This window comes from Enterococcus infantis, assembly GCF_049166715.1.
GTDB lineage: Bacteria > Bacillota > Bacilli > Lactobacillales > Enterococcaceae > Enterococcus_C > Enterococcus_C leclercqii.
In genome coordinates, this window is record NZ_JBMHFB010000005.1 from 111029 (window position 1) to 135859 (window position 24831).

General features: G+C 41.3%; 16 protein-coding genes and 1 pseudogene. 16 read left to right on the forward strand and 1 reads right to left on the reverse strand.

From position 1 onward, the window contains the following. Positions 1-42 precede the first annotated feature (42 nt). The 16 genes and pseudogenes from ACOMA8_RS07245 to ACOMA8_RS07325 all read left to right on the forward strand — a co-directional run bounded on the left by ACOMA8_RS07245 (position 43) and on the right by ACOMA8_RS07325 (position 23355). A complete protein-coding gene (locus ACOMA8_RS07245; protein ID WP_237580422.1) occupies positions 43-981 on the forward strand; it encodes a carbohydrate ABC transporter permease in 939 nt (312 codons plus the stop codon). Between the two features lie 2 nt (positions 982-983). After that, positions 984-1853: a carbohydrate ABC transporter permease gene (locus ACOMA8_RS07250; protein ID WP_161899062.1), complete on the forward strand. Its 870-nt coding sequence runs from the start codon at positions 984-986 to the stop codon at positions 1851-1853. A 117-nt stretch (positions 1854-1970) separates the two neighbouring features. Further along, positions 1971-2657, forward strand: coding sequence for a YesL family protein (locus tag ACOMA8_RS07255; RefSeq protein WP_161899061.1), 687 nt, complete (start codon positions 1971-1973; stop codon positions 2655-2657). 311 nt (positions 2658-2968) lie between these two features. Continuing rightward, the gene (locus ACOMA8_RS07260; protein ID WP_421369679.1) at positions 2969-5341 is read left to right on the forward strand and encodes a glycoside hydrolase family 2 TIM barrel-domain containing protein; all 2373 of its coding nucleotides are present in this window, start codon (positions 2969-2971) and stop codon (positions 5339-5341) included. Between the two features lie 176 nt (positions 5342-5517). Beyond that, positions 5518-7176, forward strand: a complete 1659-nt coding sequence (locus ACOMA8_RS07265) for a type 2 periplasmic-binding domain-containing protein (protein WP_421369681.1) — start codon at positions 5518-5520, stop codon at positions 7174-7176. Then, on the forward strand, positions 7160-8908 hold the full coding sequence (locus tag ACOMA8_RS07270; protein ID WP_421369683.1) for a sensor histidine kinase: 1749 nt from the start codon (positions 7160-7162) through the stop codon (positions 8906-8908). The genes ACOMA8_RS07265 and ACOMA8_RS07270 overlap by 17 nt, the downstream gene beginning before the upstream one ends. Continuing rightward, positions 8905-9690: a response regulator transcription factor gene (locus tag ACOMA8_RS07275; protein ID WP_161899057.1), complete on the forward strand. Its 786-nt coding sequence runs from the start codon at positions 8905-8907 to the stop codon at positions 9688-9690. The genes ACOMA8_RS07270 and ACOMA8_RS07275 overlap by 4 nt, the downstream gene beginning before the upstream one ends. A 316-nt stretch (positions 9691-10006) precedes the next feature. Beyond that, on the forward strand, positions 10007-11455 hold the full coding sequence (locus tag ACOMA8_RS07280) for an alpha-N-arabinofuranosidase (protein ID WP_421369685.1): 1449 nt from the start codon (positions 10007-10009) through the stop codon (positions 11453-11455). Positions 11456-11717: 262 nt separating this feature from the next. Then, complete coding sequence (locus ACOMA8_RS07290) at positions 11718-12644, forward strand: ArsR/SmtB family transcription factor (protein ID WP_421369687.1); 927 nt, start codon at positions 11718-11720, stop codon at positions 12642-12644. A gap of 24 nt (positions 12645-12668) precedes the next feature. Next, the gene (locus ACOMA8_RS07295) at positions 12669-15002 is read left to right on the forward strand and encodes an alpha-L-arabinofuranosidase C-terminal domain-containing protein (protein WP_421369689.1); all 2334 of its coding nucleotides are present in this window, start codon (positions 12669-12671) and stop codon (positions 15000-15002) included. 487 nt (positions 15003-15489) lie between these two features. Continuing rightward, positions 15490-16389: pseudogene (locus tag ACOMA8_RS07300) on the forward strand (ArsR/SmtB family transcription factor); the annotation flags it as partial. A gap of 238 nt (positions 16390-16627) precedes the next feature. Further along, the gene (locus ACOMA8_RS07305) at positions 16628-18415 is read left to right on the forward strand and encodes a glycoside hydrolase family 43 protein (protein ID WP_421369691.1); all 1788 of its coding nucleotides are present in this window, start codon (positions 16628-16630) and stop codon (positions 18413-18415) included. Between the two features lie 574 nt (positions 18416-18989). After that, entirely contained in the window at positions 18990-19946 is a 957-nt protein-coding gene (locus ACOMA8_RS07310) for an ABC transporter permease (RefSeq protein WP_161899051.1), read from the forward strand. A gap of 10 nt (positions 19947-19956) precedes the next feature. Further along, positions 19957-20862: a carbohydrate ABC transporter permease gene (locus ACOMA8_RS07315; RefSeq protein ID WP_161899050.1), complete on the forward strand. Its 906-nt coding sequence runs from the start codon at positions 19957-19959 to the stop codon at positions 20860-20862. An 81-nt stretch (positions 20863-20943) separates the two neighbouring features. After that, complete coding sequence (locus ACOMA8_RS07320; protein ID WP_161899049.1) at positions 20944-22524, forward strand: ABC transporter substrate-binding protein; 1581 nt, start codon at positions 20944-20946, stop codon at positions 22522-22524. Between the two features lie 129 nt (positions 22525-22653). Continuing rightward, positions 22654-23355, forward strand: coding sequence for a YesL family protein (locus ACOMA8_RS07325; protein ID WP_161899048.1), 702 nt, complete (start codon positions 22654-22656; stop codon positions 23353-23355). A gap of 513 nt (positions 23356-23868) precedes the next feature. On the opposite strand, the gene ACOMA8_RS07330 is transcribed toward ACOMA8_RS07325, so the two are convergent. Further along, positions 23869-24636, reverse strand: coding sequence for an SDR family NAD(P)-dependent oxidoreductase (locus tag ACOMA8_RS07330; RefSeq protein ID WP_421369695.1), 768 nt, complete (start codon positions 24634-24636; stop codon positions 23869-23871). Positions 24637-24831: the final 195 nt, after the last annotated feature.

Genomic DNA, 24831 nt, shown 5'->3' on the forward strand with positions numbered 1-24831 from the left:
AGGTAAAAACTAGTCTCAGACAGCTTTGGGAAATAGGAAGGAATGACAAACGTGGAATATACCGAATCCATGGCGCTTCAGAGAAAGCAATCGCGCCGTAAAAAACAAAAAATGCAGAAGCTTTGGTTCTTTATCTTTATCTCTCCTTGGCTGATTGGCTTCTTAGGATTGACGGTGGGACCGATGATCTTTTCATTCATCATGAGTTTTACTGATTGGGATATGTTTTCTCAAATGAACTTCGTTGGTTTGAAGAACTATATCAATTTGTTCCAAAACGATGATATTTTCTTGCAGGCCATCGGTAATACCTTTAAGTACACATTGATTAGTGTGCCGTTGAATCTGTTACTATCATTAGGGATGGCCTATCTGTTGAGCTTCAGGCTAAAGGGAATGCGTCTATTTCGGACTGTCTATTATTTGCCGTCCATCGTACCAGTCGTGGCCAGCACACTATTGTTTTCTCGCATTTTGGCAACGAATGGGATTCTGAACAAAGCACTGTCTTTTATAGGAATCCAAGGGCCTTCTTGGCTGTTGGATAAGAGTACCGTATTGTGGAGTTTTGTATTTCTGGCATTATGGGGCGTCGGGGGGACGATGATCTTGATGTTGTCAGCAATCAATTCTGTTGGAGAAGAAATGTACGAATCGGCATTGCTAGACGGAGCAACCCGTTTCCAAATGTTTCGTAAAATCACAATCCCGCAGATTTCACCTATCCTATTTTTCAATCTGATCACTGGAATTATCGGCTCTTTACAAACCTTTACACAGGTTTACATGATGACGAATGGTGGGCCAGACAATGCTAGTGAGATGATTGTACCTTATCTGTATAAAAATGCCTTTTCCTATTATCGAATGGGTTATGCTTCGGCGATGGCCTGGGTGCTATTTGCTATCGTTATGGTCTTGTCAGTAATTGTATTGAAGAGTTCTAGTATGTGGGTATTTTATGAAGAGGAGGTCAAATAATTATGTTGGATCTGAATTTGAGCAAAAAAGCCAAAGTGGTTGTTTACCTTGTGCTGATTGCATTTGCTTGTGTACTGATCATCCCATTTTTATACATGATTTCAATCGCTCTAGCATCACCTGAGACCAATATCAAAGAAACCTTCACTATCATTCCTCGTGAATTTAACTTTAACAATTTTGTCAGCTTGTTTAACGACACCATGACCGGAGATAAACCAGTAGGAAAATGGTTCGCGAATTCCATGTTTGTTGTCATTATGAGCATTATCGGACAACTGATTTCTTCAACAATGGTCGCCTTTGGTTTTGCTCGAATGCGTTATAAGCATAAAAATAAGTTGTTTTTGCTGTTGTTAGCCACCATGATGTTGCCGGGGCAGATTACATTGATTCCTGTCTTTATCATTTTCCGAAATATGGGGCTCTACAATACCTTGTGGCCGCTGATTATTCCCCAATTTTTCGGATCGGCTTACAATATTTTCTTTACTCGCCAATTTATTACGGCGCTGCCGGGAACCTTATTTGAAGCAGCTGAGTTGGACGGTTTAACACCGTTTGGTATGTACCGTAGAATCGTATTACCTCTAATCAAACCAGCGATGTGTGCCATTGGAATTTTCACCTTTAATGCTTGTTGGGGAGATATCATGGGACCGCTGATTTACACTTCTGATACTAATAAGATGACCATGGCATTGGGAGCGCAGATGCTATCAGCTTCTGCTAATCCCACTGGTACTTTGAATATGTCTATTTTGATGTGTATGTCACTAGTTTTGACACTGCCGCAAATCATCGTTTACTTTTGGGGACAAAAATACCTCTTCCAAATTAATTTGGGAATTGGGAATAGTGGTACTAAATAAATAGCGGGTGCTTGAATATGAATGATGTTCACTCGTAGTAGTCAGGCTGTCTGACTACTACGAGGTGCCAACTAGAGGTGAAACACATTGTCATCGAAAAGAAAGAAGGCTGCAAAGATGAAAGAACAGGGTCAGAAAAATCGCTTTGATGTGTATAAACTAGTCAACTACATGGAAAAAGTGAATTATATCTGGTGGTGTTTGTTGGCAACGATTTGTTTCTGGTTAGTCAATTTACCACTTGCGTTATGTCTCTTGCTTTTGCCGTTGACTTCGGTTAATTTACCATTTTTACTGTTGGCCTTATTGCCAGTAGGTCCAGCATTTTTGGCTTTGCTAAAGGTGTTAAAGCAGGTAGAAAGTGAGGGTTCCATACTACGGCCGTTCTTTGGATACCTCTGCCGGGAAACCAAAAGCTTTTTACGAATATGGCTACCAGTCTGGGGAATTCTGAGTTTGGCAGGAACTAATTTGATGCTGGGGCAGTTGTTGCATTTTAGTGAAACGATTCAGTTGTTGAACCTTTTCATTTTGGTTGTGACTATCACTTTCTTTTTGAATTATTGTTTGTTGCGAGTCTTTTATCCACAGGCCGCAACTGTTGACGGGCTACTCACCACTCTCAAGCTATCAATTTTGAAATCTGGGCGTTACGCTATGAGTTTTATGCTCCTATTGGGAACTTTCATTTTATTGAGCAACGTATCTATCTATTTGTTTTTCTTTGGTATTGGCTTGGTGGCATTGCTGTTGATTTTAAACTATCGACCAATTGCCGAATATATCAGGGAGAAAACAGCGTAACATTTTCTTACCATCTCGCTTTCCAACGGCACGGGCCAACCCATAGGCCGGTGCTGTTTTGATGTCGAGAGTTTTTTTCAACAGGAAGTGATTGGACATATTTTTTCAAAAGGATAATATTTTCCATCCAATGGTTACGTATTTTCCATTTTGATAATTGTGGGATTATGATAAGGTTTCATCTGAGATAACTAAATGTGGATTGTTCGGCGGCTTACTTATTGGAATGAATAATTAATTGGCAGCCTGGCCTACCTAGTGAAAAAAGAACTATTATTTTACAGAAGGTTCAGTATAAGAGGAGGAAGAACATGAATACTTTTCAAATTATCGATTGGCGCTTTCATTTAGGCGAGGATCGCAACGCTTGGCAAAAACACTATGATGACCAACAGTGGCAAACGGTGAGAGTTCCCCATGACTGGAGTGTAACTCAAGATTTTGTAAAAGAGGCGTCAAGTGGTACCGGTTATTTGCCAGGAGGTATTGGCTGGTATCGGGCACACTATTCGCTAGCTGAGCTTGGTGTGGAAAAAGATCAGATAGTCCAGCTGCGTTTTGACGGCGTCTACAAAAATGCGGATGTCTGGGTGAACGGCTATCACTTAGGGAACCGACCTTCTGGATACAGCTCATTTGACTTTGATATCACTGAAATGATTCGGATGGCGCCCAATGACGATGTGGTGGTTGCTGTACGAGTGGATCATACTGATCTGGCTGATTCTCGTTGGTACAATGGTTCCGGAATCAATCGACCGGTAACTTTTGTAGTAATGGAAGAGGTTTTTGTGGATCGTTATGATGTAACCTTTGTGACTGAAGAGGTGGCAAATGATGCAGCTAAGGTGACAGTAGCAGTCAAATTGAGCAATCATACTGGTGAAGCTACTCAAGCTGAAGTAGCTGTTGAACTAAGAGAACTGGGAGGCAATAGTTGCTTGGTATTCCCGACACAGCCAGTGACAATTGCTGCTTGTCGCAAGCAAGAGGTGGTATTCAGAGGTGAGCTGGCTGGTGCAGCATTGTGGTCACCAGCTACTCCTAATTTGTATGAGTTGATCACAATTGTCAAACATGATGGAAAAGAGAGCCGTTTTGTTCAAAAGACAGGCATTCGCACCTTCAGTTTTAATGCTGACACTGGCTTTGAAATCAATGAAGAAGCTTTAAAACTTAAGGGAGTTTGCTTACACGAGGATGCTGGTTGTTTTGGAACTGCCGTGCCGACTGTCGTGTGGCTGCGCCGACTGCAAAAACTTAAAGATATGGGAGCCAATGCTATCCGAATGGCTCATAATCCTCACAGCCAAAATCTTTATGATCTGTGTGATGCTTTGGGATTTTTGGTCTTTGATGAAGCTTTTGACGAGTGGGAAAATCCCAAAAACAAATGGTGGCAAGGGCATAACGTCTATCCACCAAAATTCGAAGGCTATGCTAAGGATTTTCCTGCTTGGCACAAAAAAGATCTGGTAGATATGGTTCAGCGCAATAAGAATCGTCCGGCAATTGTTGCTTGGAGTATTGGTAACGAGATTGATTATCCCAATGACCCTTACCAAAATCCGCTTTTTGAAGAAATGACCGGCAATAACGACAACAATAAACCTGAAGAAGAGCGGCAGTACAACCCAAATCGGCCAAATACTCTGCGTCTGACGACAATTGGCAAGAACTTGGGTAAAATCCTTCGCCGAGAAGACCCTACCCGCCCGGTGACCTTGGCGGCTGCTTTTCCTGAGCTTTCCAGTCAGACAGGCTTATTGGATGATTTGGATGTTGTCGGATACAACTACAAAGAGCACCTTTACGAAGCGGATCATTGTCGTTTTCCAGATAAGCCTTTTATTGGCTCGGAAAATGGTCATGGGTATCGGCAATGGCTGGCAGTTGTAGAAAATGACTATATCAGTGGCCAGTTTTTATGGACCGGTATTGACTATTTAGGTGAAGCTCATGGCTGGCCAATTCATGGTTCTGGAGCAGGTCTATTGACGATGGCAGGTTTTGAAAAAAGTAATTATTGGTTGCGAAAGAGTTGGTGGTCGACAGAATTGACAGCAAAATTATTCACTTTGCCGTCTGATTCGCATGCCGAACATCCAGAATGGCTGCCGGTTTTCCGTAAATGGAATTATCCACCAGCAACACCAGTTGAGATTCGTTTGTATACCAACGGAGAAAATATAACGGTAAAAAATAACGACGAAGTGATTCCCATGATGTTTGATAAACAGACTGGCTACTATCGATCAGTGAGAGAGTTTGTTGCTGGAAAGCTAACGGTGATTGCAACGCGGGGAGAGGAAAGTGTTCATGATAGCCTGCAACCTCTAGGAGAAGCAACACAATTAGTACCACTCGTCTGGCAAGATCGTACTGCAGTGGAAAGACTACAAAAAAATGCAGTTTCACTGGAAGAAATTCAACAAGTTCAGCTAACTTTTTGTGATAAAGACGGACAACGGACCTTTACGGAGCAGCAGATTTGGTTTGATGAACAAGCTTCTGATTGTCAATTATTGGGAATTGAAAATGGGGATTTGGCGGATATTACCCCATATACGGTGGCAGGACGGCGTAGTTATCAAGGACAATTGATTGCGTATGTAGCAGGAGAACCTGGCAGCCGAGCCGTATTTTGCACAGAGGGACTACCGCCAGTCACAGTAAACTTGTAAGTACTAAAAAAGAGTTCAGACCGGTCGTGAGCTACGGCCGGTTTTTCATTGCAACTGTCAAAAATTGCCGGCATAATAGGCTGTGAGAGGCTGGGCGGTATGTATAACCTAATACCAGAAAAACTATAGAAAGCGATTTCTTAAAAATGTCGTGAGTACGGGAAAAGGTGAAGACTATGAGAAAAAAAGTGTGCGTAGGTTTAATATTGGGGCTGCTGCCGTTTTTTTTAACAGCTTGTGCAAAAAAAACAATGTCTTCTAGTAAAGTCGATCAATCGGTGGTGACCATTACTGCTGGCAAACAGTCTGATGAGAACTACGGTCGATATGCAGCAGGTGAAGATATCAATCATAATCCTATGATCCAAGAAGGTATCGATCAGTTGGGAATCAAGATTCAATACAATATTTTAGGCAATAATTACGATGATTATGTGAACCAGCTGCGCTTGGCTCTTACTGGTGCTGAAGTGCTCCCAGATGTGATTCCAGTCTACGATCAGGGCTTGATGGCAGAGATGATTGAATCGGGTCAGGTAAAAGCGATTGATGAAGATTTGGCTCTTTACCTGCCAGAGCGATTGCGTGTTGTCTATCAAAACTTTCCAGAGAGTTTTTATTCGGCGAAAAAAGGAGACAAAACTTATGGTCTCCCCATTGCTCCTAGTCTGGCAGAAACGCAAGTGCTGGTGATTCGGCAGGACTGGCTAGATAAGTTAAATCTGAAGGCACCGACAACGCTTGCCGAATTCGAGGTGGTGATTAAGGCTTTTGCAGAAGAAGACCCTGACGGCAACGGAAAAAAAGATACCTATGGCTTTTCATATTCCGGCGACGGTCTGTACAGTACCGGTTGGTTAGGGGATCCAGCGATGTTGTTTTCTGCCAATACGGGTAAGTTTATCCCTGGAAATTGGGAGGAAAATGGTGAAGGGGAGCTGATTTATGGTTCGATTCAACCAGGAAATAAAAAGACGTTAGAAAAAATGGCTACGTGGTACCAAAAAGGTTGGATTGCCTCAGATGCTTCAGTTACAAATGATTGGAATGCAATGTTGGCTTTTCGCGACGGTAAAGCAGGAATGTACGTTGGTCGTCCAGCACATATTGAAGACAGTATTGAGGTAGAAAGTAAGATTCTTGGTGCAAAAATTGGGGTTTATCCCACGATTCGTCAAGACCATGGGGAGCCTACTTACCAACGAGCCGAGGAAAATGATGGCTGGCTACTCTTTAAAAAGGATTTCAATGGAATGGAAGCCTTCTTTAAATATTATGATTGGCTGTATGACGCTGCTTTTGGGACAGGTGATTTCAAATATGGCTATCTGGAAAACTATGACTACGATATTGTGAAAAAACAGCCAGTATTTGATCCGACAACATTTGACCCACCTCAAACTCGTTGGCTGTTTAACCCCAGTAAGGCTATCTTGACGAAAAATATGCCTGCGTTAGATCAGATGTTGCCTTACCATAAAGCTGTCACCGGGGATTTGGCAACTAACGGTACAGAAATGAAGCTGCAGCAACTTTATCATACAGACTTGAAACCGTTAGTGGTTGCAGGGAACATTGCCTACCAAAACCAAGAGCAACTGACAGCTAATAAATTTCGCGGGCAATTATCAGATACTTTGCAAGATCTCTTTTATCGTTTTCAGACCAAAGAAAACCAGGTCTTCAGCGATATCATCAGTGGCAAGAGTGACAGCTCAGCTTTTGATGCTTTCGTATCTGATTGGGATCAAAATGGTGGTGCAGACATCACGGCAGCAGTCAATGACTGGTATCTGCAGACAAGTGAGGTGAAAACCAGTGAAGCAAACCATTAAATGGCTACTGGCAGCTTTTGTCGGATTACTTTTAGTTGTACTGGTTTTCTTTGTCTGGCTGTTTAATTACACAGCCAATAATATGCAAAACAATGTGATTCACAGCACGCAAAAACAGCTGGATCACGCCGCCTATCTTTTAGAAACTGAAGTTAAAGAGGCGGAGTTGAATGCTTTATCGGTAATTTCTGATCGACGAATTCGCTTTTTTGAGGCTGATCGCAAACCGGAAGAGCCGGATTATCGCTTTACAGATCAGTATTCCGAAGTTCGCAACGCTCTTTTAGGTCAAGTACAAAATAGTGAAGGTATTGAGTCATTGGCAGTGTATTGGCAAGACAGTGGTCAAGTGATTACTAGTCATGAAGCGGTCATCGATTCACCAGAATTCTATCAATCATTGCCAAAAAATGGCTGGTTTTCCGACAATAACCGTCTTTTCTTTGTGACCTCATACCCCTATGTCTACCTGCCAAAGTCTAAGCTGAATGCCCCTCAATACTATGTGATTGTAGAGTTAAGTCGTTATCATCTGGAAGAAATTCGTCAGATAATTGCCAACACAGATCACAGCCGAAGCTTATTATTATTGCCTGATTTAACAGGAATCTCAGCTGAAGATGACACAGATCAAGGGGCATTGGTTGCAATTCGCCAAGATAACGGGTTGACTGCTGACGCTAAGCAAGGCCATTTTTATTTGGCGGGGGAAGATTACCTGTATTTTACTAACAAAAATGCAAAATCTCAGTTGCGTTTGATTACCTACTTACCCTATTCCAGAATTGCTGAGCCAGTTAATCGAGTTGCAAAGATCACATTTACAGTCGCGCTGTCTGTCCTAGCGTTTGCTGTCATTATTGGGATTTTATTTTATAAGAATATTTCACAGCAGATGAAAAAGCTGATTGCGAAGTTCAAACAAGTAGAGAACGGCAATTTTGATACCCGAATCACTGAATTGCCAAAAAATGAATTTGGTTATGTCTTCGATCAATTTAATCAGATGGTTAGCGGTGGTCAGCGTTTGATGCAGTCCTTAGCCAATGAACAGCGTTCCCGGGATGTTGCTGAATTTAAACAGTTGCAGTTTCAGATTAATCCTCACTTTTTATACAATAGTTTGGCTTATATTGTTTCTATTTCCTATAACCAGGAAGCTGTGATTGATATGGCAGCTCATCTGTCGAATTATTACCGTTACAGTACGAAAGCTCGGGTAACCACCACAGTTGGAGAAGAAGTACACTTTGCCAGAAACTATCTGGAAATTATGGCGATGCGGAAAAATTTAGATTATACATTGGAGATGGATGAAACTATTCAAAATGTGTCAATCCTGCCTTTGCTGTTACAACCGTTGATTGAAAACGCTATCGAACATGGTATCGAAGGAAGAGAAGGCGCACATCAAATTCATGTGCGCCTAAACCTAGAATCTGGTGAGACTGGCAAAATTCGAATAGAGGTAGCAGATGATGGCTATGGTCTGACAGCTTCACAGATTACCCAGTTAGAGACTGACTTGGCACAAAAAAAACGGGAGAAAGAAATTTCAGTTGGTCTGTGGAATGTCAACCAGCGTTTGGTAAATCACTACGGCAGCGAGGCGGCCCTGCGTTTTTCTCGCAGTAAATTAGGCGGGTTGGCAGTTACCTTTATTTTTGATACTCAAGAAAAAGTTGAGAAACCACTAGGAGACAAAAAAGCAGACAAGGGGGAATCTGTATGAGGGTGATGATTGTAGACGATGAGCAACATATGACAGAGTATTTGAAACATATCATCGATTGGCAGCGGTACGGTTTTACTCAAGTTCTAACAATTAATAAAGGTAGGCAAGCCTTACAACTACTGTCAGAAGAGTCCCCACAGCTTTTGATTGCTGACATCCGCATGCCAGAAACCAGTGGTCTAGACTTAGCAGCAAAAATTTCAGAGCTGGGACTAACTACAAAAGTTATTATTATTTCGGGTTTTTCTGAGTTTGATTACGCTCAAAAAGCTATCCGTTACGGAGTGACTGAGTACCTGGTAAAACCGGTTTTGAAAAAGGACTTCCTTTCAGCTTTAGAAAAGGTATTGCCACTGCTCAATGAGTCAAAAGATAAGCAGATACCGGCCGCAAAAAAAGCTGCTGAGCACCTGGGAGATTCTGATTTAGAAGAGCAAAAAATGACAAATACCAAGAGTCAAGAAGCTGCTATTGAGTTTCTAAAGGCGTATATCCAAGACCACTATGATGAATCTTTGTCATTGGAGCTATTGGCGGAAAAAGTCCATTTGAATGCCAGTTATTTGTCATACTATTTTAAAAGCAGCACCGGTGAAAATTTACTGGGATATTTGACTGATGTTCGGATGCAAAAAGCAGCTGAGTTGTTGGCAAATAGTGAGTTGCGAGTGAATATCATTGGTGACATGGTAGGCTACCATAAGACTCAATATTTTATCTCTCTTTTTAAGAAAAAATATGGATTAACACCACAGCAATATCGTAAGCAGCATTTTTAATGAGCGATGCAGCAGCTGAGTGAAAATGAGAATAAGGTTAACGTCCCCGACATCGTGTGGCAAGTAGAAGGTGTCGGGGATGTTTCGTAAAATTGCTGGTAGCTAGTAATTTTCAGTAGTATAGCTATTTATATGATTAACGATTTGATTAAGTATGTTATGGATAGAGTAGGAATGTCCCCATTTATGTACTTTTTACTGAAAAAGATAAAAATAGTGTTGAAAGCCCTTTTTTATTATGATACGCTCTTTTTGAAAAAGCAAATATATTCATTTTGTAAAAGGAATTAAAAAGTTAACTAAAGGAGCGTATCAAATGACTATTCAATTATTGACTAAAAAAAGCGGTCCAACTATCAGCAAATACATCTACGGCCATTTCGCTGAACATTTAGGCCGTTGTATCTACGAAGGACTCTATGTAGGAACGGAGTCTGAGATTGCCAATATCAATGGCATGCGTACCGACGTCGTTGAGGCATTGAAACACATCAAGATACCGGTTTTGCGTTGGCCGGGGGGATGTTTTGCCGATGAATACCATTGGAAAGACGGGATTGGTCCGAAAGAAACCCGTAAAATGATGGTCAATACTCACTGGGGCGGGGTGACGGAAAATAACCACTTCGGCACCCATGAATTTTTTGAACTGGTAAGACAGCTGGAATGTGAAGCCTATGTGAATGGGAATGTCGGCAGTGGAACTGTCCAAGAAATGCAGGAATGGGTGGAGTACATCACCATGGGGGGCGTTTCTCCTATGGCCGAAGAGCGCCGCAAAAATGGGCGAGAAGAACCTTGGAAACTGGCTTTTTTTGGAGTTGGTAATGAAAACTGGGGTTGTGGAGGTAATATGCGGGCGGAATATTATGCTGACGAATACCGACGCTATCAAACTTATGTCCGCCAGTACGGAGAAGATAAAATCTATAAAATTGCCGGTGGGGCGAATGTTGCCGATTACCACTGGACAGAGACTTTGATGAAAAATGCCCATTGGATGATGGACGGTTTGAGCTTGCATTATTATGTCCATCCTCATGGGTGGGAAGAAAAAGGCAGTGCCACTGAGTTTACCGCTGATGACTGGTATTTAACTTGTGAGAAAGCTGCTTACATGGACGAACTTATCAGGCGCCATGGTACGATTATGGACAAATATGATCCGGAAAAGCGTATCGGGATGATTGTAGATGAGTGGGGGACTTGGTTCACAGCGGAGCCTGGTACAAATCCGGGTTTTTTGTACCAGCAAAATACCCTGCGAGATGCGATGGTGGCAGCAATCACCTTGAATATTTTCCACAAACATGCCGATCGAGTTCACATGGCTAATATTGCTCAGACGGTAAACGTCTTGCAGGCGATGATTTTGACAGAAGGAGCTCAAATGGTGAAGACACCGAGCTATCATGTGTTTGACCTTTATAAAAATCACCAGGATGCACAATTAATCGACTGTTTTGGTGAACTCCCGCCTCATGTAACGAGCACAGCTTCACAAAAAGGTGGCCAATTGACAGTCAGCCTCGCCAACTTTGATTTAAAAGAAAGTGCGTCCTTGAATATCGCTTTAGATACAGCTGTGACAGTGAAAGAGGCACGAGGTCTCATTGGTACAGAAATGAACGCCTATAATGATTTTGACCACCCAGAGACAGTAACAATCACTGATTTTGATGGAGTAACAGAAATTGAAGACGGGGTGAAACTCAGCCTGCCTCCGATGAGCATCGTGGCGATTACGATGGCGTGCCACGAATGATTTGTCGCGGTTGTCAGCCAAGAGAAGCTGCTCGTAACGTGGATGTGAAGGAATTGATCAACGAACAACTCACATTGGAAGCAGCGTGTCTACCAGAAACAGAGGTTAGAAAGCGAACCGAGATTTGTCAGAAATGCCCCTATCGTTCACTGCATACTTGTACTAAGTGTGGTTGTTATTATGAATTCCGTGCCCATTTGCCACAAAAAGATTGCCCGCAAGCCCGCTGGCCCAAAAGAGAATTGAAGGGAAGTGTCACTCCGTGCGTTTAGATATCACAGAAAGTTCGTTGCCAGTGTATGAAGCACTAGCTAGTAAAACCCGCTTAGAAATGCTGCAAATCTTGTCCCAAGGTGAGAGCAATATCAAAGAGCTGGCGGAAGCTTTGGGGCTGTCCAGTGTGATTATTGGTAAACATATCAATCAACTGGAAAAAGCCGGGTTGATTACCACACGTCGTATTCCCGGAAAAGCAGGTACACAGCGTCTTGCTAAAATCTTGGCTGAAGAGCTGAATGTTGTGGTTAGTCAGGGGCAAAACCGTGGCTACCAATATAGACAGGAAGTACCTATTGGGCATTACAATCGATTCAATGTGGCACCCACATGTGGTTTAGCGACGGCTAGTGACTATATTGGCAATTTTGATGAACCAAAATATTTTATGGACACCTTAAAAGCGGAGGCGGGGATTTTATGGTTTACAAAAGGGTTTCTGGAATATCAGGTTCCTAACTTATTGCAAGCGAATCAAGAGCCGGAGAGTTTACGCTTATCTTTGGAAATTTCGTCAGAATATCCTGGCTGGAAGGAAGATTGGCCGTCAGATATTACTTTTTCATTGAATGGGGTAGAGCTTTGTACATGGCGAAGTCCAGGCGACTTTGCTGATCGCCGAGGAAACTATACGCCCTCCTGGTGGTCTTCAGAGATTAATCAGTATGGGCTTTTGCTGACTATTGATGTGCGAGAAGATGGGGTTTTTATTGATGACGAGCAAGTATCGAAGGTGTCGCTGTCAGAAATTACCAACGATCTACAGGATTTTTGGAATCTAAAGATAGCAGTAAAAGAGGACGCGGAAAAAGTCGGCGGCATCACACTTTTTGGCAAAGACTTTGGTGATTATGATCAAAGCATTGTCTTTTTGACCAGCTATCGTCCGAAATACATGAGTGAATCAAGGTAAAAGATTCATAAGAAGGAGAATGAGATGACAAACCCGGTTATCACGCTTTATCCTCAACAAAAAGGAGCACCGTTAGGAGATTTGTATGGTATCTTTTTTGAAGACTTGAACCATGCAGCAGACGGCGGTCTATATGCAGAGATGATCCAAAATCGCTCCTTTGAATTTTGTTCTATCGACAATAAGGAGTATCATGGCCTATATGGCTGGACGGATGGAGTTGGTCAACCGCTTCGTTCTGAGGCTTTACATGTTCGTGTACTCACAGATCAGCCATTGCATCCAAAAAATCCCCATTACCTGAAAATCGACGTTAACGAAACCTTTGAACTTCAAAATACGGGTTTCAACCAAGGTCTGGCGCTCAGCGAAGGAGAAAGGTATGACTTCAGCTTATTTGCTCGTACGCCGATTCAATCAGTAAATATTACTGTTCAGCTAAAAGAAGTTGATGGAAGTATTTTAGCACAAGAAACAATAGCAGTTAAAAACCCTGAGTGGCAAAAATGCGAAGTGAAACTAACTGCGAAGACAACAACAAGAACAGCCCGTTTAGCACTGGTTTTTGAAGCCGGAACTAATTGCGCCGTCGATATGGTCTCATTATTTCCCGTAGCAACGTTCAAAGGTCGGAAAAACGGCTGCCGCAAAGACATCGCGGACTTATTGGCTGCTATGAATCCAAAATTTATGCGTTTTCCTGGTGGCTGTCTTGTTCATGATGGGAGTCTAAATGCCGAAGATCGGGATTCCATGTACCGTTGGAAAAATACCATTGGACCAATTGAGCATCGTCCTTCAAGGCGTAACAGTTGGGGATATAATCAAACGTTAGGGCTGGGTTTTTATGAATATTTCCTCTTATGTGAAGATTTGGGAGCAAAGCCATTGCCGGTTCTGCCGGCAGGGTGGGATCCACATCATCAACAGGCGGTGCCAGTTGAAATGTTGGGAGAATGGATTCAGGATGCACTAGATTTAATCGAATTTGCAAATGGGAATACCGCCACTAAATGGGGTGGAATGCGAGCTGAGATGGGCCATCCAGAACCTTTCAATCTGGAATATTTGGCAGTGGGTAACGAGGAGGTGGGACAGGAGTTCTTCAATCGATATGACCATTTTCACAAAGCAATCCGTGAAAAATATCCCGAAATTCGGCTGATTAACTCTGCAGGGCCCTTTGCTGCTGGTAGCGAATATCAACGAGGATGGAACAGCGCTCGCAAAAATGGATCTGACTTGGTAGATGAACATTATTATCAGACGACAGATTGGCTACTGGCCAATCACGATCGCTATGATCATTATGATTCCACAGGTCCAAAGGTTTTTCTGGGTGAATATGCTTCTTGGGGCAACGAGTGGTACAATGCTGCCGTTGAAGCCAGCTACATGATTGGACTGGAACGTAATGCCGATAAAGTTGCTTTGGCTTGCTATGCACCGATGTTAGCAAATATCGACTATGTGAATTGGCGACCGGACTTGATTTGGTTCGATCAGGCCCACGTATATGGCAGTATGAACTATCACGTGCAAAAACTCTTCACTAAATTTCAGGGAACCCACAATATGGGGATGGAAGTCACAGGACTTGCAGCGCCAAAGCTTTTGGAAGAAAAACACATTGCTGGTGGTATTGGAATTGTAGGAGACAACGCAGAGGTTAGCTATCGAAATGTTCGAATTATTAACAACCATACTGGTGAGGAGATTACCGTGGCAGATGGTAAAATTAACGCATATGAGAAAGTGACGTTTATTGAACGCTTCGAAGAAACCGACTATACTATCAAATTTGAATTTGAAAAAACCGGTGGTCAGTGGGATCGAGGATTTCAGCTTAATTTTGGAGAACAGAATACCGAAAATACCTTTGTTTGGCTACTAGGAGGATGGCAGAACCAAGACTGCATGATTCGCTCTGTTCGTGAGGGACGCATCAGTGATCTGACACAAACGATTTGGAAGGTTGAGACAGGCAAGAGCTATACGTGTGAACTCCACATCAAAGATCGCCATATTACATCAATAGTGGATGATGTTGTGATGAACGATATTGAAGCTAAAGTTCCTATTTTGAAACAGTTTTATACCAACTGCACATTAGATGAGACTTGTAAGAAACAATATGTGAAGCTAGTAAATGTTTCTGAGCCAGTAACTGTTACCTTGAAGGGGATCACTGGTGAGCGCTTAACGATGCATAAATTGACTGCTGAGGCAAAAGCAGTCAATGATTTTAGCAATCCAGAAAATTTTGATTATCAGCAACAGGAACTACTCGTTACCCATGAGACCGCAGAAATTCATTTGCCGGAAAATAGCGTAGTTTTTGCTGAAATCAACAATTAAGTGCAAGATGCCAAATAGTGCCTTTAACGTGCTTTAAAAAGTGGAAATGGTTACTGATTTAAAAAATATTAAAGGAAGTTTGGTGATGCAGCTGAACTTCTTTTTTTGTACCGCCAGCTTAGATGAGTTTTGATAGTAGGGTTGAATGAAGCTATTGGTAAATCATAAGATTATACATACAAATAAGTAAAATTCTACATTTTTGAATAACTATATCCATGCTACTATATACTTGTCTACAGAGAGTCAGGCGTCTCAAGGAAAACTAATTATTATGAAACATAATTTATAGCTTGTTAATTAAAAAATGCAGGCATTTTTTAGCGTGAAAGTTAACTTAAATACTAAAATGTTCTGCTTGACAAATGATAAGTAAACCTATAATCTACAAGCGTGTAATCGTGAAAGCACTATCAAGTTGTAGTTAGTCAAAATTCCCTGTTTTTTTTGATATTACCGATAGTGATAATGAAAGGAGTTGAAAGGAATGCACATTCCTTTATCAAAAGATTCACTGCCGGTTTTCGAGGCCCTTGCAAGTCCTGCAAGAATTGATATCATTACCCTATTATCTAAGAAAAGAATGAATGTCAAAGAACTTGCCGCAGCAATGGGGCTAAGTAATCCAGTTACAGCAAAACACGTCAAAATTTTGGAAGCAGCCGGAATCATTAAGACTGAACGTATTCCTGGTAAAGCTGGACTACAAAAACAATCTATTTTAAAAGTAGATTTAATCGAAATTGAATTTCCACAAAAAGTGTACCCAGCTTACCAATTTTATGAAACTTCTGTACCAGTGGGGCAATATGTCGATTTTTATGTAGTACCGACTTGCGGATTGGCAACAACAGAAGCCCAAATCGGCGAATACGATGAACCAAAGTACTTTATGGATACTCGACGAACGCAAGCAGCGATTTTATGGTTTACGCAAGGGTTTGTTGAATACAAAATTGTCAATCCATTGACTGATATGGATCGTTTGCAGATGGTGGAGATAGAGATGGAACTCTCTTCAGAGTTTCCAACTGGGAATAATAACTGGCCATCAGATATTAGCTTCCAGTTAAATGGAGTTGATTTGGGATATTGGACGTCACCCGGGGACTTTGTCGATGTCCGGGGAAAATATAACCCCGATTGGTGGCAACCCGCAATGAATCAATATGGATTAAAGGTTACGCTTCGAATTACTAATCATGGTGTTTGGATCAATGGCAAGCAACTATTGTGGAGTCGGATGCGAGAGTTGAAACTGGATAAGATGATTTGGGATTTTCGGATTAGTGTCAAAGAAGATGCTGAAAATATTGGTGGCTGCACTATTTTCGGTAAAGGTTTTGGAAATTATGATTCAAATATTGAATTTAAGTTCTACTACAGTGAAAAGACAGATCCGGAAGAGGACATGCTGCCTCCTGAATTACCGGTGGAATCGATTTAGTCGTATAGAGAGAAGAGGCATTCCTAAAAATGGAAATGTCTCTTTTTATTTATTCTTTAAATTAACTTTTCGTTACGTTTATCGTATTAAGTTATCCAATACGATAAATAATTATTTACATATAGTTGTAAACTTAGTAGACTGTATCTATACTACTAGCAAAGTTAGGATGAGAAATATGATGAATCATTATTTGTTTGTTCATTTTACCGGTGAGCACCGAGATGGTGAACAGGTTTATTTCAGTATTAGCCAAGATGGGAAGCATTTCCATGACTTAAACCAAGGGAAGCCCGTCTTGAAAAGCACTGTAGGTGAAAAGGGAATTCGAGATCCTTTTATCATCCGGCAACCGAAAACAGGAAAGTTTTACTTGATTGCGACAGATCTGAGGATTGAAAAAGGGTTGGGATGGTCGGCAGCGCAAACCAGTGGCAGCCGTAAAATCGTTGTTTGGGAATCTGCTAATTTGATCGAATGGCAAGGACCACGGGCGCTGACGGTAGGTGTCCCTGAGGCCGGAAATGTTTGGGCACCAGAAGCTATATACGATGAAAAAAATGGGCGATTTCTGGTATTTTGGGCTTCTAAAGTTGCTGGAAAACATAAGATGTACGCGGCTTATACGGATGATTTTTCGGCAATCGACGAACCGTTTGTTTTCATGGAAAAAGAGCAGGATGTCATTGACAGCACGATTACTTTTCATGAGGGATTTTATTACCGATTTACTAAGGATGAAACAACTAGCCGAATCATCATGGAACGTTCGCCAGAATTAACGGGTAGTTATGAGCCTGTTTTTTCACCGGTTTTAGAAATGCAATCCGGTGTGGAGGGTCCGGAAATTTATCAAGGGGAAGATACTCGCTGGTACTTGATTTTAGATCGATTTGCTGAAAATAAAGGCTATCAGATTCTGGTCACTGATGATCTGGGGAAAAAAGATTTCGCAATTTTGCCATCTGATAGTTATGACTTTGGAGGAGCTAAAAAACGCCATGGGGGAGTGATGCCGATTACAGCTTCTGAATATAAGCGTCTTCAACGCTTCTATGATCAGCAGAATCCTGTAATTGCCGGACTGTATGCTGATCCGGATTTGGTTCGCTTTGGAGAGGACTACTATATTTACCCGACAACAGATGGCCAAGTTGGTTGGGGCAGTTGGGAGTTTTCTGTCTTCAAGTCTGTTTCTAAAACGCCTCAAGGTCCATATGAACGAGTAGGAAAAGTCGTGGATTTTCACATGGGAGATGTCCCTTGGGCTAAAAGTAATGCTTGGGCACCGTGTATTGCCGAAAAAGATGGCCGCTATTATTATTACTTCTGTGGAAAAGGAGAAGATGGGAACTCGGCAATTGGCTGCGCCGTGGCCACCAACCCGGAAGGTCCGTTTGTTGCAAAGAAACAACCACTAGTTACAAAGGTAATGATGGATGTGGCCGGATTGACAGGTATCCATCAAACCATTGATCCATCAATTTTCGAAGAAGCAGGCACTTATTATCTTTTATGGGGAAATGGAAAAACTGGGGCAATTGCTCGTCTAACATCAGAAATGACAGCTTTGGTTCCAGAAACAATGCAAGAGTTGGAGGGACTGACAGATTTTCGTGAAGCTGTTGAAGTCTTTAAAAAGGACGATCGATATCATTTTACTTGGTCTTGTGAGGATACGGGCAATGAAAATTATCACGTCAATTATGGCATTGCAGAAAGTGTGACTGGACCCGTGGAATTTTTGTACCCCATCTTGACCAAATGCCCAGAAAAAAATATTCTTGGAACCGGACACCACAGTATTCTTCACGATGACAAGACTGGTGAATATTGGATTAGCTATCATCGCTTTGCAACGCCACTGGAAAAATATCCAGAGACTGCTAAAGGCTATAATCGAGAGACGTGTGTTTCACCGCTGACATTCGATGCCAAAGGATTAATACAACCTGTAATTCTCTGATGATTGCCTTAAAAGCTAAACAAATAGAGCTACTAAAAAGAGTGCTGATTCGTGGCACTCTTTTTTAGTATCAGTAATCAATTTTGAAAGATGGACAAATTGTTTAATTGAACAATGGCTTGCTAAAAATAGGGTATCAAAAGAAATTTGCTTATAAATGGTCAAAATTCCGATGAAGGTTACAAATTTTGGACTTTTTTCTTAGTTTTTACTTTTTTAGAAAACGTTTTATCTGATGGATAACCTTATAAATCAGTACTTTTTAGGGTTAAAAGAACACCTAGTAATTAGTGTTTTACGACTCTCTGTTTTTATAATTAAAAAGGTGTTGTGCGTTAATAGAAATCTATGCTATTATATTTTTGTAAACAGTTACATTTAGTGCTAATTAAAAAAAGATAATCGCGATTAAGTAATTGTTAAAGAAAACGTGTAAGCACTTACTTGTGGTTTTGGCGTTAGTTAGGTTGGTAACTTATTAGTATCGGTGAATCGCGATTTTGGAAAGGATGATGAGAGCTAGGAGACGAAGAAACATAAGTACTTGTTTTTTCAAGATGAAAGGGGTCGAGTTATGGAAATGAACACATCTGTTGAAGCAGTCAAGCCCTCAAAAAAATTGGGGCTAATCGGAAAGCTGAAAGCCAATAAAGTTTTAATCGCCATGTGTTTACCGGCAGTCATCTTCTTTATAGTCTTTAGTTATTGCCCGCTGCCAGGGGTCTACATTGCATTTACGAACTTCAATTTTCGAGACGGCATTTTTGGAAGCCCATTTGTAGGATTCAAAAACTTTGAATTTTTAATCAAATCTGGGCAGCTTTGGTTGTTGACGCGTAACACTGTGCTTTACAACATTGCATTTATTGTTTTAGGTAACTTACTACAAATTACATTGGCGATTATGCTCAATGAAGTGAAAAATAAGTTATTCCGCAAGGTTTCTCAAACGATGATGTTTTTACCTTACTTTATTTCGGCAGTTTTGGTTGGAGCGATCGCGTTTAATATTTTGAACTATGATACGGGGGTTTTAAATACCATTATCAAGTCATTTGGCGGCGAACCTATGAAGATCTATAGCATGAAAAATCTCTGGCCTTTCATCATTGTCATTTGTAACTTGTGGCAGGGAACCGGCTATGGCTCCATCGTATATTTTGCAACTATTACTGGAATCGATAACAGTATCATCGAAGCAGCTGAGGTGGATGGTGCTAACACTTGGCAGCGAATTCGCTACATTATCATTCCGAGTTTAAAACCGACATTCGTTATTTTGTTCCTCTTCTCTTTGGGGGGCATCATGAAGGGAAACTTCGGACTTTTCTGGAACTTGATAGGTAATAACAGTCAATTATATCCAACGACTGATATCATTGAGACTTCTGTTTATCGAATGATGATGTCGCAAAATAATTTCACATCTTCAACGGCAGTAGGGTTGTATCAATCAGTCTTCGGATTTGTATTAGTTATGTTTAGTAACTGGCTAGTACGCCGCATCAATAAAGACTACGCATTGTTCTAGGAGGGATAGTATGGCGAAAAAAAAGAGCAAAATCAAAAATGATAAAAGCGGTGTCGCCTTGCAGGTTGTCTCCGTCGTCTGTGTAGGACTTTTTGCACTGGCGTGTTTGTTGCCATTTATTTTGATTGTATCGGCTTCTTTTAGTAACGAGAGTCAGATTATGACAGAGGGTTTCGGATTGTTACCAAAGGGGTTCTCCACACGAGCTTACGAGTTTGTTTTTGCTAATCCTAAAATGATATTGGGATCTTATGGAGTAACCATCTTGCTGACTGTGGGAGGAACGATTGTCGGTTTGTTCATTATTGCAATGACTGGCTTTGTACTTCGGCGTCAAGATTTTCATTTTCGTGATCAGCTTTCCTTTTTCATCTACTTCACAACATTGTTTTCAGCTGGGATGGCACCTTCTTACATTTGGGTATCACGCTATCTGGGGCTGAAGGGAAGCTACATGGCAATCTTTCTGCAATTACTAATGTCTCCATGGTTGATTATTTTAATGAAAAATTTTGCGAAATCAGTGCCTTTTGAAATTGTTGAGTCGGGCAAAATCGATGGTGCTGGAGACTTTCGGATTTTTTACCAATTGGTGTTACCAATGTTAAAACCAGCATTGGCAACAGTAGGCTTGTTTTTGGCATTGGGCTACTGGAACGAATGGTATTTGTCCTCGCTTTATCTAGGCTCAGCGGTGGACTTCAAACCGTTGCAATACTATCTGTACAACATTATCAACAAAGCCGCGGCTTTGCGAGGGTCGGTAGCCGGTGCGAATGTAGATATGTCGAATCTGCCGTCAAATACACTGAAAATGGCAACAGCAGTAGTCGCAACAGGACCAATCATTTTTCTATATCCTTTTGTGCAGCGCTACTTTATCTCAGGGATTACTATCGGCGCAGTCAAAGGATAAAAATTTGACAAATGGTTTACCGGACTAATCAAAATATTTGTGATGAGAGGTCCTAACATACAAAAACTGGGAGGTTTTGAAATGAAGAAAGGGAAGTTTACCAAATTTTTGAGTGGTGCATTAGTAGTAGCGGCGGCCTTGACGACATTGGCTGGCTGCGGTAGCGGAGGTTCGAGCGGGGATCAGGGAAACACAGATGGTAAGACTAAGAAAGTGACCATGTTAGTATTGGGAGATAAGCCAACAAATGGACGCTATCAAAATATGCTAAAAGAGCTCAATAAAAAAGTTCAAGAAAAAGGCGTTAATGCAGAACTTGATCTTTACTATGTGGAATGGGCAGATTGGCAAACGCAATACAATACACAATTACTGTCTGGTGATAGTTCTATTGACTTAATCACCACAGCTACCGACTGGCTGTATGCCTGGGAAAACGCTCAAAAAGGAGCCTTCCTGGGAATGGATGATGAAATGCTGAAGGAAAATGCACCCAAGACTTATGAACAAGTGTCCAAAGATGAGGACTGGGACATCACGAAACTACCCGACGGAAAGATCTACTTTATTCCAGAAGACAATTATACGCAATTTACGAATCATGGTTTCTTTTATCGTGGGGACTGGGCAAAGGAAGCTGGCTTTGAAAATGGTGAAATTACTAAAATGGAAGATTTCACCAAATACTTCCAATGGATTAAAGATAATAAAGAAGGTGTCGTACCTTGGGATGTGGCCGGAGCAAATGCTGCCGTATTAGATGGCTATCTCTTTGGCCATACAGATTATCAAAATTTGATTGGGGTTAATGCCGGTAACTATGCCATCTGGCAAACAAAAGAATCCGATCCTTACACTATCCAGTCAGCCTGGATGGATTCTGATGCAGTCATTGAAGCGGCTAAATTGGCAAAAGAGTGGAATGATATGGGCGTTTGGCGAGAAGATGTACTGAACTACGACGGAGATACGCGTAATTTATTCTTCGAAGGTAAAACTGGGACTGACCAGCACCATGCGCAAACATTCTATGGTTCCATTTATGACCAGATGACCAAAAAACAGGAAGGCTCTGACCCGAAATTCTTCTATTGGGGTCAAGAAAATAATAACTATTTCAAAGACATCAAGACTCACGGGGCGATGGCAGTCAGCGCCAACTCTAAAAATCCGGAACTCGCTTTACAATTGTATGATTTGCTGCGAAATGACGAAGAGTGCTACCGTTTAATCAATTATGGTATCGAAGGCACGGATTATGTGGTAACTGATGATGGCAAATTAGACTATCCAGAAGGGTATGATGCTGCTAAAGACGGTCTAGGTGCCAACTTCTGGGCTGGACGTATGGATGAGTTTGAATTGGATAAAACCACTGACATGCCTACGAAACATGAAATGATTGATGGCTTGTTGGAAAATGCTAAAGATTATCCATATGAGAATTTGATCTTCAATAAAGATGCGATTGAGTCCTATCAATCAGCGATGGCTTCCGTGTTGTCTGAATACATGCCGCAATTGATGACCGGTAAATACGATGATCCGGAAAAAGCCGTCAAAGAAATGCGGGAAGCACTGAAACAAGCTGGTTATGAAGAAGTAAAAGAGTCTCTACAAAAGGATATGGATGAATTTGTAAAGAACAACAATTTGAAATAGTAGTCAAAGAGAAGTCGTAGAGAAAGCCACTGGGGTTCAATTGACTGCTTCTATAGCTGCTTTTTGTGACAGGCTGTCTTGCAATTGGACAGTCTGTCTCATACATAGAAATCAAAGGAGGCGTCTAAAATGAAGGGACTTTTTAATCTAGATTCACCTTTTTCCCGATTCATGGGGCGATTGGGGGACCTAATGATCTTGAATCTGCTATTTATCGCAAGCTGTTTGCCACTGTTTACCATTGGAGCTGCTGTTAGCGCGATGGCCCACAGCATCAATCGTATGTTAGCAAAAGATGAGACGAGTCCTGTTACCAATTATTTTCAAGCCTTCAAGTTGAACTTTAAGCAAGCAACGATTCTTTTTGGTGGTTTACTTTTTGTCGCAGTAGTCTCTCGTGCCTGGTTTGTCGTCGCAAATATTTATTTGTCGGAGTGGAGTCAGCTGATGATGAAAGGCATTCTTTATGTGATCTTGTTGCGTCTAGTGATGATGGGGATATGGCTTTTTCCGCTACAAGCGAAATTTGAAAATTCCCTCAGAGGGACACTGAAAAATGCATATTTAATGAGTTTTCGTCATTTTCTGACGACTTTTATGGTTAGTTTGCTTATTGGATTGTCTGTATTAGTGACGATTTTTTATCCGGCCTTTGTTGGCTATGGCATGTTTTGGCTGGTGTTTTTATTTGCTGGGCTTGCTTTTTTGACTGGTATTTTGTTCAATCGAGTATTTGATAGATATATTCAACGACAAGCAGTAGAAGACTGTGGCAGATCAGGAGAAAAAGTAGATTCTGCTTTAGCGGTTACATCGAAAGGTAATCGGTAAGTGTATGAATGAATACGCTTTTCTTCTACTAAGGTGAGGAAACGGTTATTATAAATTGGAGATACTTCACAAGGAAACGAGGTATCTTTTTTCTTGCAAGCTGGAGTAGCAACGCAAAAGGAGTATCTGTCATAAGTAATTTCCAAGTGCGAAACAGCGTCTGTTTAACAACAATGAATAAAAAGTATACGGATGATAAAATTTGTGACATTATTTATGTCCTATTCCAAAGAAAGAGCATTACCATACCTGAAAAGAAAAAGAATAAATTGGGCAGACTTCCCTTGATGAAATCAAGGAAAGTCTGCTTTTGAAATTTTTAGCAATGAAAAGCCGACGATCTTCCAATGATTTTAATGGAAGATCGTCGGATTTAGGGGTATCACGTTTGGTATTGTTCGTCTTGTAGGACGGTGACTTAACTATTGTCGCAGCCCCGCAATCGATGTACAGATGTAAAAAGAAACTAACACCGTTTTTGGAAGCGTAAGTGCGTTTTGGAAAAAATTAGGTTTAAATGATACTCATACCACCATCCACCACGATAAATTGTCCGGTGACATAAGAGGACATGTCACTGGAAAAGTAAAGAATCGTGCCATTGAGCTCGCCACGTTTTCCGGGACGTCCCATGGGATCTTGAAAGTTATAGCTGTTGAGAAATTCTTCAGACTTAAAGAGAGTGTTTTCTGTCATTTCCGATTCAAAAAGCCCGGGTCCAATTGCGTTGACAGTAATATTGTGACGGCCGTAAGAAGCGGCCATTCCCTTGGTCAGCCCTAATACAGCAGCTTTTGAGGCGTTATATGCGTGACGAATGAATAAGTCTTGCTTGTCGGCAATCACTGCATTAATGGAAGAAATATTGATGATTTTCCCGTAATTTTGTTGGATCATGTAGGGTACTGTATATTTGGCTGCCAAAAAAATTCCTTTTACATTGGTGTCCATTGATTTGTCCCAAGCCTCGGTGGTGAGTTGGTGGACGCCGCCGCCTACAGCGATGCCAGCATTGTTTAACAAAATATCGATGCCACCGAAATGATCATGAACCGCGGTGATAGCTGTTTTGACACTCTCTTCGTCGGTGACATCGCACTTATGGACGAAGACGGCTACACCAAATTGTTTTAGTTCTTCTGCTAGTTCGCGACACTTTTCTTCTCTCCTAGCCAACAGTGCAACATTTGCGCCGTTTTCGGCATAGGCTCTTGCAGCATCTGCTCCCAGACCACTGGAAGCCCCCACGATGACTGCTGTTTTTCCCTTGATTGCAAACACTTGAACCACTCCTTTTATTGTGCATAATTTTACAAGTATTATGGTAGTCCTTTTAGAAGTAAATGTAAACGCTGTCAAATAATATTTATGACAGATTAACTAGAGTGTTTGGTTTTGTTGCGATTTTCTGAAGAATAGTAGGAAGTATGTAGTTCATACATGGCTTTTAAATAGCATTTACCAATCGTTGTCTAG

Coding starts and splice junctions, on each gene's coding strand:
- ACOMA8_RS07245 (WP_237580422.1), top strand. CDS start 43: ATGACAAACGTGGAATATACCGAATCCATGGCGCTTCAGAGAAAGCAA.
- ACOMA8_RS07250 (WP_161899062.1), top strand. CDS start 984: ATGTTGGATCTGAATTTGAGCAAAAAAGCCAAAGTGGTTGTTTACCTT.
- ACOMA8_RS07255 (WP_161899061.1), top strand. CDS start 1,971: ATGAAAGAACAGGGTCAGAAAAATCGCTTTGATGTGTATAAACTAGTC.
- ACOMA8_RS07260 (WP_421369679.1), top strand. CDS start 2,969: ATGAATACTTTTCAAATTATCGATTGGCGCTTTCATTTAGGCGAGGAT.
- ACOMA8_RS07265 (WP_421369681.1), top strand. CDS start 5,518: ATGAGAAAAAAAGTGTGCGTAGGTTTAATATTGGGGCTGCTGCCGTTT.
- ACOMA8_RS07275 (WP_161899057.1), top strand. CDS start 8,905: ATGAGGGTGATGATTGTAGACGATGAGCAACATATGACAGAGTATTTG.
- ACOMA8_RS07280 (WP_421369685.1), top strand. CDS start 10,007: ATGACTATTCAATTATTGACTAAAAAAAGCGGTCCAACTATCAGCAAA.
- ACOMA8_RS07295 (WP_421369689.1), top strand. CDS start 12,669: ATGACAAACCCGGTTATCACGCTTTATCCTCAACAAAAAGGAGCACCG.
- ACOMA8_RS07305 (WP_421369691.1), top strand. CDS start 16,628: ATGATGAATCATTATTTGTTTGTTCATTTTACCGGTGAGCACCGAGAT.
- ACOMA8_RS07310 (WP_161899051.1), top strand. CDS start 18,990: ATGGAAATGAACACATCTGTTGAAGCAGTCAAGCCCTCAAAAAAATTG.
- ACOMA8_RS07315 (WP_161899050.1), top strand. CDS start 19,957: ATGGCGAAAAAAAAGAGCAAAATCAAAAATGATAAAAGCGGTGTCGCC.
- ACOMA8_RS07320 (WP_161899049.1), top strand. CDS start 20,944: ATGAAGAAAGGGAAGTTTACCAAATTTTTGAGTGGTGCATTAGTAGTA.
- ACOMA8_RS07325 (WP_161899048.1), top strand. CDS start 22,654: ATGAAGGGACTTTTTAATCTAGATTCACCTTTTTCCCGATTCATGGGG.